We start from the raw sequence: 15,263 nt of genomic DNA, 5'->3' as shown, positions 1-15,263 counted from the left end.
CTTTTGACGATATTTCAGCATCGTCGGCCGTATGACCTCTTCTGCACCGCCCCTGTTTCGGCAGCGAAGCTTCCGCAACCTGTACGTCGCCGGGGCCGTCAGCCAGTTCGGCAGCCAGATCGGCTACGTCGCGATGCCCCTCCTCGCGGTCACGGTCCTGGCGGCGGGGCCGGGCGAGGTCGCCCTGCTCAGCGCGCTCGGCACGCTGACGGTCCTGGTGCTCGGGCTGCCCGCCGGGGTCTGGGTCGATCGGCTCCGGCGACGCCCCCTCATGATCGCCGCCGACGTGCTACGGGCGCTGGTGCTGCTGTCCGTGCCCGTGGCCTGGTGGTGGGGGTGGCTCGGCATGGGCCAGCTGTACGCGGTGGCCGTGCTGGTCGGGTCCGGGACGCTGGTGTTCGACCTGGCGGCGGTGAGCCTCCTGCCCGGGCTGGTCGGCCGCGAACGGCTGACCTCGGCGAACTCCCTCCTGGTGAGCACCTGGGCGGGGATGGACGTGGCGGGCCGGAGCGTGGCGGGGGTGCTCGTGCAGGTGGCGGGGGCGCCGCTGGCCCTGCTGCTGGACGCGCTCAGCTATCTGTGGTCGGCCACCTGGCTCCGCCGCGTCCCCGACCCTTCCCCACCCGCCGCCCCCTCCCTCGCCTCGCCCGCCGACCTTCCTGCGACCCGCCCCCTCACTCCGCGCGCCACCCTTCCTGCCGCCCTGCCCCTCACTCCGCGCGCCACTTCGCCCGTCACCACCCCGGCCGGCCCATCCCGCACCCCGCCCGCCGGCCCACCCGTCACCCCCTCGCTCACCCCGCCCGCCGGCCCACCCGTCACCCCCTCGCTCACCCCGCCCGCCGGCCCACCCGTCACCCCCTCGCTCACCCCACCTGCCGGCCCACCCGTCACCCCCGGCGCCGCCTCTCCCATCGGCGACGCGGACGCGCCCGTCGGTCCCCTCCGAAGCGGCGACGCCCGGGACGGAGGCGAGCCCGACGAGGCCACCCGAGGCGGGACCGGGCGGCAGATCGCCGAGGGCGTGCGCTTCCTGCTCGGCAATCAGGTCCTCGTCGGGATGACCGTCATGGGCGCGATGGCGAACCTCGCCTTCCCCCTGTGTTCGGTGCTGCTGCCCGTGCTGATCGTCGACGAACTCGACCTGCCGGAGTGGGTGCTGGGGGGCTACCTCGCGGTCGGCGGGCTCGGCACCCTGGCCGGGGCGGCCACCGCCCACCTGATCGGACGCCGGCTCGGAACCGGACGGGCGACGCTCCTGGTGAGCCTGGTCACCGCCCCGCCCTCCCTGGTGATCCCGTTCCTGGACCGCGGCTGGTGGCTGTGGGCAGCGGCGGCGGCGTGGTTCGTGCTGACGTTCCGAACCGGCGTCAACAACGTGCTGCTGGTCAGCGTGCGGCAACGGATCACACCGGACCGGATGCTGGGCCGGACGAACGCCACCATGCGCCTCCTCCTCACCGGCGCCGTCGGCCTCGGCGGGCTGCTCGCCGGGCTGCTGGGCGAGGTGTGGGGCGTGCGGGCGTCCCTGTGGGCAGGCGCGGTGATCATGGCGTCGAGCTGGCTGCCGGTGCTGCTCTCACCACTGCGCCGGGAGCCCTGAATCCTGGTCCGATTCCCGCTGGTCGCCGCGCTCGACCTGCTGACCTGCGATTTCACGGTCACGTCCGATTTCCGCCAGTCGGACCGGCCGGACAGCGCATAACCTCGGTGGCATGTCACCACTCGAGCTCGACTTCGACTCCTGTTACCGGGCGGTCGCCGCCCGGGACGCCCGGTTCGACGGGCGGTTCTACACAGCGGTGACGACGACGCGCATCTACTGCCGGCCGATCTGCCCGGCCCGCACCCCCGCCTCTCGCAACGTGCGCTTCTACCGCCACGCCGCCTCGGCGGAAGCGGCGGGGTTCCGGCCGTGCAAGCGGTGCCGGCCCGAGCTGTCTCCCGGCGACCCGGGCTGGGACGTGCGCGGTGACCTCATCGGCCGGGCGCTGCGACTCATCGACGACGGCGCGGCCGACGACCACGGGGTGTCCGGGCTGGCGAGCCGGCTGCACATCACCGAACGCCACTTGCACCGGCTGTTCGTGGCCGAACTGGGCGTCGGCCCGCTGGCTGTGGCCAGGACGAAGCGGCTGCTGCTGGCCAAGCAGTTGCTGACGGAGACGGCGCTGCCGGTCACGGACGTGGCGTTCGCGTCGGGGTTCGGGAGCGTGCGGCAGTTCAACGCGACGATGCGGGAGACGTACGGGTTCACGCCGAGCGAACTGCGGGCCACCGCGGGCGGCCCCGCCACCAGACGCCCCGCTTCCCCCCGATCCGCCCTCCTGGAGACCACCCCGCGAGCCGCCCCGCCCGGCACCCCTGCCGCCGGCCGCACCACACAGACCTCCACCCCGACCGACAGCCGCACCACACAGACCTCCACCCCGACCGACAGCCGCACCACACAGACCGCCAGGCCGCTCGACGGCGGCGACCCCGCGCGGACCGCCACTCTCGACGGCGATCTCGTCACGCGAGCCGGCGCCGCGGCCCACGGCCGCACCACACCGTCCCCACAGAACGGGCATCCGGAAGGCGCCAGCCCTACCGCGCTGCCGGTCTCCTCGCTCCGACTCCGCCTGCACCGGCGCGACCCGTACGACGCCGAGGCCGTCCTCGCCTTCCTCGCCTCCCGCGCGATCCCGGGCCTGGAGGCCGCCGACCGCTTCTCCTACAGCAGGGCGGTCCCCGGCGGCACCGTCACGCTCACCCCCCAGGGCGGCCACATCGCCCTGGACGTGGCCGTGGACGACACCCGGCAGCTGGCCCGCGTCGTCGCCCGGTGCCGCCGCCTGCTCGACCTCGACGCCGACCCCATCGCGATCGCCGAGGCACTGGGGCAGACGTCACTGGCCCCGCTGGTGGAGGCACGTCCTGGGTTGCGGGTGCCGGGGACGTTCGACGGTTTCGAGCTGGCCGTACGAGCCGTGGTGGGCCAGCAGATCTCGGTCGCCGGGGCACGTACCCTGCTGGGCCGGATCGTGGCCCGAGCCGGCCGCCTCCTGGTCCCGCCCCCTTCCATGGCACCCGGGCCGGCGCTCACCCACCTGTTCCCGGGCCCGGCCGAGCTGCTGCAGGCCGACCTGGAGGGGCTGGGCCTGACGAACCGGCGGGTCGCCACCCTCAAGGAGCTGGCAGCCCGTACCACCGCAGGACAGCTCGACCTCGACGGCGGCCAGGACCCCGCCGAGGCCGTCGCCGAGCTGGTGGACGTTCCGGGCATCGGACCGTGGACCGCCAGCTACATCGCGCTGCGGGCGCTGCGCGACCCCGACGCCTGGCCCACCGGCGACCTGGTGCTCACCAAGCGCATGGCCGCCCTCGGCATTCCCGACGACCACATCGAACGGTGGCGGCCCTGGCGGGCCTACGCCGCCCTGCACCTCTGGAGCTCATCATGATCGACGCACAGGTCCTGCCGACCCCGATCGGCCCGCTCTCCATCCTCCTTCGCGACGGCGTGCTCGTCGCCGGCGGTTTCACCGCCGAGCCGAAGGAGATGTACGCCCGGCTGTCCCCGGAGCTGCAGGCCGAGGGGCTGACCATCGTGGACGACCTCGGCCCCGCCGCGCAGGCCGTCCACGACTACCTGCGCGGCGACCTCGACGCCCTGGACGAGATCCCCGTCGACCAGCCGGGCAGCGCCACCCGCAAGCGCCTCCACAAGGCCCTGCGCGAGGTGCGACCCGGCACGACGGTGTCGTACGCGCAACTGGCCGAGCGCGCCGGACTCCCCCGGACGGCCGCCCGGGTGGCCGGCTCCGCCTGCGCCCAGAACCTGATCGCCCCCTTCGTCCCCTGCCACCGCGTCCTGCCCAGCACGGGTGGCTACGGCGGCTACTACTACGGCGTCCCGGTCAAGGAGTGGCTGCTGGCCCACGAGTCGGGCCGCCTCGCCCTGAGCTGACACCCACCCACCCCGCCTCACCCTGAGCTGATGCCCACCCACCCGCCCGCCTCGCTTCCACCGAACGGGAGGGGGCACGCCAACCCACCCCAGCCGAGAACGCGCCCCGACGAGCCCGCACCCGGCACCCGGCACCCATGGACGCGCGCCCCGACTCCCGTCAGGGCGCGCGTCCTCTCTCTCGTGCGGGTCAGCCGACAGGGCCTGGGACCGTACGCTCCACCCCGCCCGCAATTCGGCGAGCAGGGCCCGAGGACCGTACGGCCCGACCCGGCCCGCGGATCTCACCCGGCGGGCACCAGGGTGCGGCGCGCCTGCAGCGCGGCCAGCCCGGCCATCGCGATCCCCACGACGCCCAGCAGCGCTGCCGTCCAGGCGGGAGCGACGTACCCGAGCCCGGCGTCGATGGTCAGCCCGGCGGCGAAGGACCCGATGGCGTTGCCCACGTTGAACGCCCCGATGTTGGCGGCCGAGGCCAGCATGGGCGCACCCGACGCCGCGTCCAGCACGCGCGTCTGCAGCGGCGGCACCGTGGCGAACCCGGCCACCCCGAACAGCGTGATGACCACGACGAACGCGACCTGGTTGCCCGCCACCACCGCGAGAACCACGGCCAGCACAGTGAGCAGCCCGACGGAGCCGTAGATGGCGGGCATCACGGCCCGGTCGGCGAACCTGCCGCCCACCAGGTTGCCCACCACGAGCCCGACGCCGAACAGCGCCATCACCACCGGCACCGTGGCGGACGAGAACCCGCCCACCTCGGTCATCATCGGCGCGATGAACGTGATCACCGCGAACACCGGCGCGAACCCGAACACCGTCATCAGCAGCGCCAGCCACACGCTCCCCTTGCGGAAGGTGGCCAGCTCGCGCAGCACACCGCCTGTCGGCCGCGGTTGCCTCGGCACCAGGGCCAGCACCCCGATCAGACCGGCCACCCCGATCACGACCACGACCCAGAACGTGGCCCGCCAGCCGAACGCCTGCCCGATCCACGTGCCGACAGGCACGCCGAGCACGTTGGCCAGGGTGAGGCCGGTGAACATGAGCGCGATGGCGCTGGCCCGCTTCTGCGGCGCCACCAGGTCGGCGGCGACCACGGACCCGACGCCGAAGTACGCGCCGTGCGCGAACGCGGCCAGGAACCGGCCGACCATGAGCACGCCGTACGAGGGCGCGAGCGCGGACAGCAGGTTGCCGGCGATGAACAGGACCATCAGGGCCAGCAGCATGTTCTTGCGGGACAGGCGGCTGCCGAGCATGGTCAGCGGCGGTCCGCCGACGGCGACCCCGAGGGCGTACCCGGACACGAGCAGCCCCGCGACGGGGATCGTCACGTCGAAGTCAGCGGCCAGGTCGGGCAGCAGCCCGTTGATGATGAACTCGGTGGTCCCGATGCCGAAGGCGCTGATCGCGAGAGCGAACAGGGCGAGAGGCATAGAATTCTCCTCAGACGACGTTAGTAAGCGTAGGCATTAGTTGCACGCGCCGACTACCCGACCATACAAGCAAGCCGGAGGGATGTCACATGCCGCTACCCGATGACGCCGTCGAGGCGCGCGCCCAGGGCTGGCGCACCCTCGCCGCGCTGCACGCCAGGATCGAGGACAGGCTGGAGAAGGCCCTGCAGAAGGAGCACGGGCTGAGTGTGAGCGAATACACCGTGCTCGACGTGCTCGGCCGGCAGGACGGCTGGCACATGCGCATGCAGCAGCTCTCACGCGCCGTCGTGCTCAGCCAGAGCGCCACGACCAGGCTCGTCACCCGGCTGGAGAACCGCGACCTGCTCCGGCGCTACCTGTGCGAGGACGACCGGCGCGGCATCTACTCCGAGGTCACGCCGGAGGGCCGCGCCCTCCTGGCCCAGGCAGGCCCCACCCACGACGCGGTGCTCAAGGAGGTGCTGGCGGAGGCGGCCGAGCTGCCGGAACTCGCCCCCCTGGCCGCCGTCATCGCTCCCTAGGCCCGTTCCGAGTCGGGCCCATGACGCGGGTTGGCGGCTGCGGAGTCACCGGCCGGTGCCGCGGAGGTGTAGTCCGGCGAGGTGGCCGTCGGGGGGCTTGCCGTAGCGGGTGACCGCGCCGCCATTCCTTGGTATTGCTGACGCAGCTCTCGACAGCGGCGTCCTGCACGAGGAAGCACGCCCTGTCAGCCGTTCATGAGGAGACATGCCCTGTCAGTCGTTCATGAGCAGGCACGCCCTGTCACGTTCATGAGCAGGCACGCCCTGTCACGTTCATGAGCAGGCACGCCCTGTCAGCCGGCGCCTCGATTTCCCCCCCGCCCGAGGGCCCGTCGATCTCCCATCGCGTCTCGCGCCCCGGTGCAGAGTCCGCCCCGGTGCCGCCGGTGTCCCTCCGTATGGTGGGCGCGTCCAGGTTGCCTGTCCCGCATCCACGCGCCGGAGGATTCCGTGACCATCGCTCATCCTGTCGCCACCGTCGCCGCACCGGTGGACCCGGCGTCCGCAGACGCTCCCCAGGTGCTGCACTGGCCAGGACGCAGTCTGCTCGTACAGCGCGGTGACACCGAACTGGTCGCCCTCGATCTGGACGCGGCCGCCGCAGGCGGGCGCCTCGCGGAGGTGCGCTTCCCGGCCCCCTGGCAGCGCCGCTTCGGATCGGTGACGGTGTCGCCGGAGGGTGAGGCGGCGGTGTTCGCCGGCGTGCACGCGGTGCGCTCCAGGGAGGCGACCGGAGCGACGCGGTGGGAGGTGCGGCATGGCTGCTGGGAGGGCGAATCCTCCCATCGACACACGTCGTTCGCCGAATACGCCGACGACGCGGACCACTGCTACGCGGACGGCGGATCGGCCGCCGTCTCCGCCGACGGCAAGCTCGTCTGGGCGCACGTCCGCGGCCCGCTGGGTGACGACGTTGAGGCGGAACCCGACCAGGAACTGTGGCTCGTCCTGGACGCCGCCGACGGCAGGGTCCTGGGACGCGCGGACACCATGACCGTGGCCTCCGGTTCCGAGCACACCCCGCACCCGGACCCCGCGCAGATGGGGCTGAGCGTCGGCGAGGGCGAGGAGGGCTCGCCCGTGCTGTGGGGGCGCTGGGACGGGCAGCGACTGACCGCCGAGCAGTTCGACGTCGAGCGGATCCTGCTGGCGGTGAGCCCGTCCGGCCGACACCTCCTGACCGTTCCCCTCGGGCAGGAGTCCCTGTCGCTGCACCGGGTGGGCGACGGCTCGGCCCTGCGGGAACTGGACGCCCGGGGCACTGTGACGGCGTACCCGGGGAACACCGGCCGGAACAGGGTGTGCTGGGACTACGAGGCGGCCTTCGTGAACGAGGACACCGTGGTCGCCGGCACCTCCGCGTCCGAGGCCCCGAACGGCACGGCCCACCACTGGCTCGTCGACGTGCACGGGATGACCCTGCGTGGAGAGATCTCCTACCCTTTCCCCGTCTCCGGGCCTCCCCGCTCGGCGGGGGACGGCACCTGGTACACGGTTTCCGAGGATCGAACGTGCCTGCACCTGTGGCGGCCGTCTGACGAGGGCTGACGCGGCGCGCCCCGCCGGTGAGAACCGGCAGGCCGCGTTCGGGCGTGGGCGTCCGCCCTGCGAACTGAGTGCGGCAGCAGCCCCCGCCAACCCTCACAAACCCGGCATCCGTCGGATGGTCTCGCAACCCCGAACCATCGCGGAATCCTTGGGCTGCCCAGGCCGCCCGACGGCTCAGACACCCCTCGGCCGGCCCCGACACCCGGCCACTCCGATGCCCCTTACGCGGCAGGTCACCCGACCACTCCGACGCCCCAAACGCGGCAGGTCACCCGACCACTCCGACGCCCCAAACGCGGCAGGTCACCCGACCACTCCGACGCCCCAAACGCGGCAGGTTCACCCAACCACTCCGGCGCCCGTGATCGGCCAGGATGAACCGGCCCTGCAGGAACCTGCGACTGTCCACGACCGCTTGACCGCCCGCGAACTCCAGACGACGCCGGATCCCGTGCGGATCCGAGAGCCGGACCGTCTAGGAGTTCGTCACCGTGCTCTGCACCTCCCCGACCGGCACGTCCCGCGTCACCCCGACCTCGACGGGCGCGTACTGGACGGGCACCACGTTGTCGGCCACCTCGACCGGCCAGACGGTCGTCACGGTGAGCTGGTAGACCTCGCGCGGCTGGTCGAGGGACGCTCGCAGATAGCGCACCCCGCACCGGAACGTACCGCCCTTCACGTACGGCCTGCCGGACGGCCCGCAGTCCTCGCTCACCTCAGCCCGATCCGTGCCGACCCCGGGATCGATCTTGATGCTCTTCAGCGTCGCGACCACGGTGGCGCTCATGACACCGGGAATCGACGCCGTAGCCGAACGGGTCGTCTCACCGAGGCCGTCCAGCCACACCCAGGTCGGCAGGTTGACGTAACTCTTGGCGTCGGGGTTCAGCTTGACGGTCGGCTCCGGCACGGTCAGCGCGGCCCGGGCGATGTCAGCCAGTTCGCGCAGCGTGATCCCCTGCGGGGGCGTGGTGTTGGGCGGCACGAACACGAACAGCTCCATGTCCGTCCAGCACGCCGTGCCCCTGGGGTCGGCGGCGTTGTAGGCAGGGGTCCACCAGCGGCCCGGTTTGCCGATCTTGTCCTTGAACTGCTGGAGGTAGCGCAGGAAACTCGCCTCGTCCGCCTTGATGCGGGCGAAGTGGTCGGCTGAGTTCTCCTGCGCCTTGAGCATCTCCTCGGGGGTCGGGCCCGGCTCGTACCAGCAGGGACTGGTCAGCCGGTAGCCGTCGCTCCGGCCGCCCTTGACACCGTTACCCGTGACGACGATCTTCGAGTGGGTGAGCGTCAGGGACGTCCGACGGCCGTTCTGCTCTCCCCTGGCCCCCGTCCGTCCACCGGGATCGGCGGGATCCACCCAGGCACCGGCGCTCCGAACGCCCCGAAGCCCCTGGACGACCACGCCGTCCCGGCCACTCCGCTCAACGTACGCACCCGCACCGACCTGGCCCGCTCCCCCGGCCTGCGCGCCGGCACCGACCAGACCACCTCCCTGGTCGTGCGCACCCACGCCGGCCTGGCGGCCTGCTTCAACATGCGCACCCACGCCGATCAGCAGCATGCCCGCGGTGAGCACCGGGACGACGAGATTCATCGGCCACACCCTTCCGTGCCGTGAACGAACATTCTGATGCGCCACACCCCGTCATCACCCCGCCGCGCGGCCACAGCCTGCATGTACGGCTCACGCGTCCATTCGGGCTGCGGCGATACCGCCTTGCCGGTACGCGTGGAGATCAGCCGTAACCTCGACTCGTCCACGCACGTGTTGACCTGCACGGCCCTGCCTACGACGGCCTGGACGCGCAGGTTGTAGAGCCTGGCCACCCCCCGCAGTGACCGCTCCTGATCGGCGAACTCGCTCACCCACTCGTGCGCCTGGCTCGCGGCCTCGAACTCCAGGTTGTCGAGATAGCGGTCATCACCGGTGACGACGGCCCGGCGCGAGTTCAGGTAGTAGTCGGCGACCAACCGTAGCCGCGGGTCGGCGCCGGTCGGCCACTCGATGCGCACCCGCACCTTCTCTCCCAGCGTCACCGTCTCGGCGCCCGGCGAGGGAGCCGTCAAGCTGGCAGCGGCAGACGGAGCCGCGCTGCCCCCCGCGGACGGAACCGCCCCGGGCTCCGCGCTCCGCCCACTGGACTCGGGGGTCGCCCCAGAAGACGGAGCCGTGCCGGCCACGGACGCCGGAGCGTCCTTGGGCACGTAAGGCCGCTCGGCCGGCCCACACCCGGCCACCAGAACCACCACCACGCCGATCCCCCACCCACCCCCGACCCGCCACCGCTCAGACCACGACCTCACCACCCGCGCCATCACCGCCCGCAGCTTCACCGCCCACGCCATCACCGCCGACGCCTTCACAGTCCGCGACTTCACAGCGCGTGCTTTCGCCGAGCACGCCGTTGCCGGAGCCTGCGCCGTCAGCGCCTTCACCGCCCACGGCTTCACGCCAGCACCTCCACCGGCCGCGCCCCGGACTCCCGCGAACTCTCCCGCAGCGCCACGAACAGCCCAGGCACGCCCCCCTTCACCGCCCTCGCCTTCATGCCGTCGACTCCCTCACCACGTGGATGCGCCAGGTCGGTAGCAGCTCGTCGATGAGCGCCTCGGTCTCCGGAGCCAGGCCGCCGCCGTATGCGCCGAAGCGCGGCGGCCCCGTCAACGCGTCCACCACGGCGTGCAGCCGTGCCGGATCGCCGGTGGCATGCGTCGCCCGCAGCAGATCGCGCCACAACGCCTCGTCGTCGGCCGCCAGCAGGAGCGCAGCGCGTACAGCCGAGACCGCCGCTTCTGGCGCCCCCTGTTCCAGCCGCATCTCACACAGCCGGCGGGCGGCGTCGGCCACTCCCGCCGACACGTCATACTCAAGATCGTCCGCAGCCAGCCACGCGTACCGGCCATGCGGGCGCCCACTCAGCAGCGGACCCCGCACCAGACCGAGCGCCTTCTCCAGCAGCAGGATCCGCGCGGTCGGATCACGCTCGGCACGGCGTACCAGCTCCCGGAACAGCGTCCAGTCGGTACGCACCCGCGGACCCAGGCTCAACCGGCCGGCGTCGTCGACGAGGAGGTGTTCGGGGCCGACCCAGTCGGCCACCCGGGCGATCGTGGCGTCTCTGACCATGGCCTGAACGCCACGCGGCCACAGCACGCCGCCCAGCACGGCCGGATGCACGCCGCCGGGGTGGGTGGCCAGGTAGACCAGCATCTCGGCCGCCAGACCCATCCGGCCCTCCTCGAGCGGGTCGAGCCCGGAGATCTCGACGGGGCCGAGCAGCCGGATCTCCACCTCGGGCGGATGCAGGTCCTCCAGCGGCCGCACCTGCGACATCGGCTCGCCGTCGTGCCGTCCGGCCGTACGGAACAGGTCGACCAGCGCCTGGTAGTGGCGGCGCGGCAGCAACTGGGCGGTCACCTCGAACCCGAGCTCGGCGATCTTCGCCTTGCCGTCGTCGGTGATCTCCAGGGTCCAGGTGGCGTGCGGCACGTCACCGGCCACGACGTACCCCGCCGTGTCCCGGCGGGCAAGCAGAGCCAGCCGGCGCGCCTCGTCATGGGTGGGCGTCACGGAAGACAGCAGATAGTGGGCGACGCGCGGACTCCCGGTGACGCGGCCGGTGAGCACCTGCTGGCGCGGCGCGGCGGTCGCCTCCAACTCGGGCAGCACCTCGGCCAGGCCGCCCACGGCCCGGACCCGGTCGGGGGCGATCGCGGTCAGCTCCTCGCCGAAGCCGACGAGCGTGATCCGCATGCGGTCCGACCAGCGGTTGGTGGCCAGCTCGACGGCCAGCGCGGCAAGAGCCGCGGTGGTCTGCCGCCCCCGGATGTTGATCAGGCCCTGCGCCGCCTCCAGGTCGACGAGCACCCGTCCGCCCGCGTCGGTGCCGAGCGACACCAGTCCCGGGTACGGCGCTCCGCCCTGCGGACTCTCCGTCAGCAGGCGGCCCTCGTGCGCGTGCAGCCGCCACACCTGTCCGCCGTCCTGGACCGTCCAGGGGGCGGGGGCGTCGCCGTCGGGCGGGTGGATCCACAGGTCGAGGTTGCGGGCCGACAGATGTGCCGCGTACACGATCGGCGGCGTCCGGCCCTGCGCGGCCAGTTCGGTGCCCAGCAACCGCAGGCCGACGTCGAGGATCCGCGTGCCGGGGGCGTCCGCGCCCAGCCTGAGCGCGACCTCGGCCGAGGCGGCGTCGTCACGCGGGCGCACCACCCGCCGACCGAACGCCCGCCGCCACAACTGCTCACGCCGCCGCCTGCCGAGAGCGGCCAGCAGACCCGCCGCGGCGAGCGACGCCCCCGCCAGGTAGTCGACCAGGTCCAAGCCGCCCTGATCCGCCGCCCGGCTTTCATCGGTTGCCCGGCCCGTTCCAGGCTCGGCCTTCGTGTCTCCTGCGCCTCGCCTGCTCTCACCCTCCTGCCCGCGCTGCCGCTTGCCGAGTTCCTCCTTGACAGTCTGCTCCGCCTTGTCGGCGACCCGTCCCGTGGTGGCCGCCTTGCCGGGGTGCTCGCGCAACGTCTGAGCGCGGGCCTGCGTAACGGGTACGGCGTGGACGTTGCGCGCGTCGTCAGGCATGTCGAGGACCCAGCCAGGCCTGATCAGATCGGCCATGCGCAGCCGGGCGCCGTCGGGTTGCTCTTTGTGCTGGTTAAGCCGGAAGATCTCCGGGTATCGCCGTCCGTCGCCCAGGCATTTCTCGGCGATCTCCCACAGGCTCTCGTGGTGGCGGCCGTGGGGCGGCTGCACCACGTACACCTTCTTCGTCCGCTGCGTCTCCAGCACCTGCTCGACGACCGGCGCACTGTACGCGACGGCGGTCATGGGCGGGGCGGCGGGCGCCGGAGTGCCCAGCCTGGCGATGGGAACCGCCACCGCTCCGGCCGTGAACAGCAGGAGCACGGCCGACACCAGGCGGTTGGCCAGGGCCTGCGTCCCACTGGAGAGCGGCACCCTCGCCGGCATCCCGACCCGCCGCACCCCGGCGTACACCTCGACCACCACGCAGGCGAACAGTTGCAGCCAGGCCAGCCACACGAGCAGCACCAGCACGGCGACGATCGTGGACGGCCCGACCTGGTTGAACAGCAGATCCACATCGAGCAGTTCCGCCGCGATCGGCGGGCCGACGAAACTCAACAGGGCGTACGGCACGCCCCCGACGAGCGCGACCAGCACGACAAGGGCGCCGAGCCCCGCGAAAACGTCCCCGACGGTCCGCCTCGCCGGAATCCGCACAGGCGCCGGCACCGCCCCCCGCCCTCGCCCACCAGCACCCACGTGGCCCTGCCCCGCACTCCCAGGCCGCGCCGCATACCCAGGCCGCTGACCACTCGCCCGCTGATCGACCGGCCGTTGACCATCCGCCCGATGGCCACCCGCCCGCTGATCGACCGGCCGCGGCCCGTCCACGTACCTCCCCCCACGTCCACCGCCTCCCGCCTCCCCGACAGACCGCACCCCGGGTCCTCCGCCGGTGCCCGGATACCCCGCCCCGCGATCACTACCCCCGGCACCCGGATACCCTGCCCCGCCACCGGCGCTGCCGGACCTGTCCGCGTATCTCGCCCGGTCACCCCCACGACCTGAGCCACGCTCGTATCCGGCCCCGCCGACCGCCTCACGCGCATATCCCGCGCCACCAGCAGCACCCCCTGGCCCAGACGCATACCCCGCGCCACCAGCAGCACCATCCGACCCAGGCGCATGTCCCACCTCACGACCAGGCCTCTCCGCGTAGCGCGGCCCATTGCCAGAACCTTCGCTTCGGCTCCGATCTCCCGGCCCCAGCCCCGCATACCGCGCCGAATCTCCCGATTCCCCGCCCTCACTCCCAGCCGCCTGCCCCGCCCGATCCGCCTGCCTTCCAGGCCCGACAGAACGCGCCCGATCTTCGGGATCTCCAGCGGAACGTGCAGCCGACTCGGCCCACCCCGCAGTAGTGTCCGAGTCCGATTCGGGATCACGCGACTCCCCGCTTGGATTCACCGACCCTCGCCCGGCGCCGGTCGCCGGGCCCTCCAGAAAGTAGGCCGCCTCCCTCGCGAAGCGGGAGGTCCTACCCGAAGTTCGCGCCCCACGCCCGGCATAGGGAGCCGCCCGTTCACCAGAAGCCGCTGAGCCCATACTCGCTGAGCCAGAACCAGCCCCCGCCGAGCCCGAATGTGCTGAGCCCGCGCTCCCCGAGGCGGAGCCCGGTGCCCCGGAGCCTGCTGGGCCCGAACCTGCTGAGCCTGTCGCATCCGCCGAACCCACAGGACCCACCGAATCTGCCGGGTCTGAGGCTGCTGGGCCCCAGGTTGCTGGGCTGCGCCTGACATCGCCCGCTGCGTCACCCGGAACAGTGGCGGGCTGTTCATCCTCACCCGGAGAGTTCGGACCGGTGAGGCGTGGCCGATCGCCCGCGGGTGTGGGCCCGTAAGGGCGGGAGGGCTCTCGCGTCGGCATCGCCTCTCCTTTCTCGCGTCCAGCGTCGTTGCTCATCGCTCCCTGATCCACCAACTGGCTGGAATCGGTCTGGCTCATCTGGCTTCAGGACCGGCCGTCGCCTCTCCCCGCATGTCGGCCCCCTGGAAGCCCAGCGCGCCGAGGAAGAACGCCTTCCAGGTGACGTTCACGGTGACGGTCACCGTGGTGCCGCCCTGCTCCACGGCACAGGACCCCGCGGACACCCCGTCACCGCCCTGGGCAGCCATCACCTCGTCGGCCCGGCCGCACACCTGTCCTTCGTCCAGCAGCCTCGTCTGGCCGGTGGCGCGCAGGTGGTCGACGTCGATCTGGTCGGCACCCGCCCGCGCGGCCTGCTCGGCGATGTCGGCGGCCCGCAACCGCGCGTTGATCGCCGCGCCGCCGTCCACCAGCAGCCCTGCCAGCAGGAAGACCACCACGGAGAACAGCACGGTGAACACCGACATGGAGCCGCGTTCCCCTTGCCGTCCCACGGCCTCCAGGACCTTCACTCGACCCTCCGGAACTGCTCCAGCGGTACTACAGCCGTGCCCGTCATCTGCTTGGTCGTGTTGAAGCCCAGGAACCCGAGATCGAGCTCGCAGGTGACCTCGGCGTGCACCTGACCGCCCTCCTCGAACCGAGACTCCGCCAGGTCGACCGTGGGCTGCGTGCAGGTGCCCTGCAGCACGTCGGTGGTGACCGCCTCCGCGGCGGTACCGGCCGCGTCGAGCGTCCGCTGCACCGAGGCCGCCCGGGCCGCGTCCCTCGCGGCCCCGTTGACCTCGCCCTGCGCCTCGACCAAGCGCCCCGCTCCCGCCAGGAACATGAGGAACAGCAGGAAGACGGGCGCGAGCATGACCGTCTCCACGGCCATCGACCCCCTTTCCCCTGCCCCACGCCTGCGCGTACGCCGGCGGTTCGTCCCTGTCGCCCGCTCACTCACAGTCGTCGCCCCCGTTGTCCGGCCGGAAGCACTCCACCGGACCGCCGGATGTCGCCGTGATCGTGAACGCGAGCTCGGGCAGCAACGGAACGACCTGCACCGCGCTCCCTCTCACCGTGACGAACCGCTGGTCCGGATCCTTGGCCGACGTGGTCGCCGTGGCATTGCCGAGGAGCCGCGGGCCGATGGCCCGAACGATGTCCGTGGCCTTCGCACTCGCCTCCGCTTCCCAGGAACCCGAGTCGAACGGTGCCGAACGGGCCACCCTTGCACCCTCGCGCGCCGCCGCCTCGGCGACCTGACGACCGTGGAACCAGAGCGCGATCTGGACGATGAGGAGCACGATCGCGAGGACGACCGGCATGAGCAGCGCCAGTTCGATCACGGTGGCGCCGCGTTCTCG

The 15,263-nt window shown here is 72.4% G+C and carries 12 protein-coding genes; 5 read left to right on the top strand and 7 right to left on the bottom strand.

Annotation, left to right across the window (positions count from 1 at the left end; translation table 11 throughout):
• Positions 1 to 31 precede the first annotated feature (31 nt).
• The 3 genes from FHU36_RS35595 (at position 32) to FHU36_RS35585 (ending at position 3,952) form a co-directional block, all read left to right on the top strand.
• The gene (locus tag FHU36_RS35595; RefSeq protein WP_185088446.1) at positions 32 to 1,603 is read left to right on the top strand and encodes an MFS transporter; all 1,572 of its coding nucleotides are present in this window, start codon (positions 32 to 34) and stop codon (positions 1,601 to 1,603) included.
• Between the two features lie 112 nt (positions 1,604 to 1,715).
• Positions 1,716 to 3,446, top strand: coding sequence for an AlkA N-terminal domain-containing protein (locus FHU36_RS45175; RefSeq protein ID WP_185088445.1), 1,731 nt, complete (start codon positions 1,716 to 1,718; stop codon positions 3,444 to 3,446).
• Positions 3,443 to 3,952 (top strand): methylated-DNA--[protein]-cysteine S-methyltransferase, encoded by a 510-nt coding sequence (locus FHU36_RS35585; RefSeq protein ID WP_185088444.1) that lies wholly within the window; start codon positions 3,443 to 3,445, stop codon positions 3,950 to 3,952. The genes FHU36_RS45175 and FHU36_RS35585 overlap by 4 nt, the downstream gene beginning before the upstream one ends.
• 284 nt (positions 3,953 to 4,236) lie before the next feature.
• Here the strand turns inward: FHU36_RS35585 and FHU36_RS35580 are convergent, their stop codons facing one another.
• Positions 4,237 to 5,394, bottom strand: coding sequence for an MFS transporter (locus FHU36_RS35580; protein WP_185088443.1), 1,158 nt, complete (start codon positions 5,392 to 5,394; stop codon positions 4,237 to 4,239).
• Between the two features lie 89 nt (positions 5,395 to 5,483).
• Between FHU36_RS35580 and FHU36_RS35575 the strand changes: the two genes are divergently transcribed.
• Together FHU36_RS35575 and FHU36_RS35570 are read left to right on the top strand one after the other, a co-directional pair.
• Complete coding sequence (locus FHU36_RS35575) at positions 5,484 to 5,918, top strand: MarR family winged helix-turn-helix transcriptional regulator (RefSeq protein ID WP_185088442.1); 435 nt, start codon at positions 5,484 to 5,486, stop codon at positions 5,916 to 5,918.
• 450 nt (positions 5,919 to 6,368) lie between these two features.
• Positions 6,369 to 7,466 (top strand): hypothetical protein, encoded by a 1,098-nt coding sequence (locus FHU36_RS35570; RefSeq protein ID WP_185088441.1) that lies wholly within the window; start codon positions 6,369 to 6,371, stop codon positions 7,464 to 7,466.
• 475 nt (positions 7,467 to 7,941) lie between these two features.
• Here the strand turns inward: FHU36_RS35570 and FHU36_RS35565 are convergent, their stop codons facing one another.
• The 6 genes from FHU36_RS35565 to FHU36_RS35540 all read right to left on the bottom strand — a co-directional run bounded on the left by FHU36_RS35565 (position 7,942) and on the right by FHU36_RS35540 (position 15,245).
• Positions 7,942 to 9,063, bottom strand: coding sequence for a hypothetical protein (locus FHU36_RS35565; RefSeq protein WP_185088440.1), 1,122 nt, complete (start codon positions 9,061 to 9,063; stop codon positions 7,942 to 7,944).
• The gene (locus FHU36_RS35560; protein ID WP_185088439.1) at positions 9,060 to 9,536 is read right to left on the bottom strand and encodes a hypothetical protein; all 477 of its coding nucleotides are present in this window, start codon (positions 9,534 to 9,536) and stop codon (positions 9,060 to 9,062) included. The genes FHU36_RS35565 and FHU36_RS35560 overlap by 4 nt, the downstream gene beginning before the upstream one ends.
• 478 nt (positions 9,537 to 10,014) lie before the next feature.
• Positions 10,015 to 12,705: a BTAD domain-containing putative transcriptional regulator gene (locus FHU36_RS35555; RefSeq protein ID WP_312892061.1), complete on the bottom strand. Its 2,691-nt coding sequence runs from the start codon at positions 12,703 to 12,705 to the stop codon at positions 10,015 to 10,017.
• A gap of 1,283 nt (positions 12,706 to 13,988) precedes the next feature.
• Positions 13,989 to 14,426, bottom strand: a complete 438-nt coding sequence (locus FHU36_RS35550) for a TadE/TadG family type IV pilus assembly protein (RefSeq protein ID WP_312892060.1) — start codon at positions 14,424 to 14,426, stop codon at positions 13,989 to 13,991.
• Positions 14,423 to 14,791 carry a TadE/TadG family type IV pilus assembly protein gene (locus FHU36_RS35545; RefSeq protein WP_185088437.1) on the bottom strand — a complete coding sequence of 123 codons (369 nt, stop codon included), beginning with the start codon at positions 14,789 to 14,791 and terminating at the stop codon, positions 14,423 to 14,425. Before FHU36_RS35545 ends, FHU36_RS35550 begins: the two co-directional genes overlap by 4 nt.
• Before the next feature lie 61 nt (positions 14,792 to 14,852).
• A complete protein-coding gene (locus FHU36_RS35540) occupies positions 14,853 to 15,245 on the bottom strand; it encodes a TadE family protein (RefSeq protein WP_312892059.1) in 393 nt (130 codons plus the stop codon).
• Positions 15,246 to 15,263 lie beyond the last annotated feature (18 nt).

The organism is Nonomuraea muscovyensis, assembly GCF_014207745.1.
GTDB lineage: Bacteria > Actinomycetota > Actinomycetes > Streptosporangiales > Streptosporangiaceae > Nonomuraea > Nonomuraea muscovyensis.
This window is presented reverse-complemented; position numbering and strand designations above follow the sequence as displayed.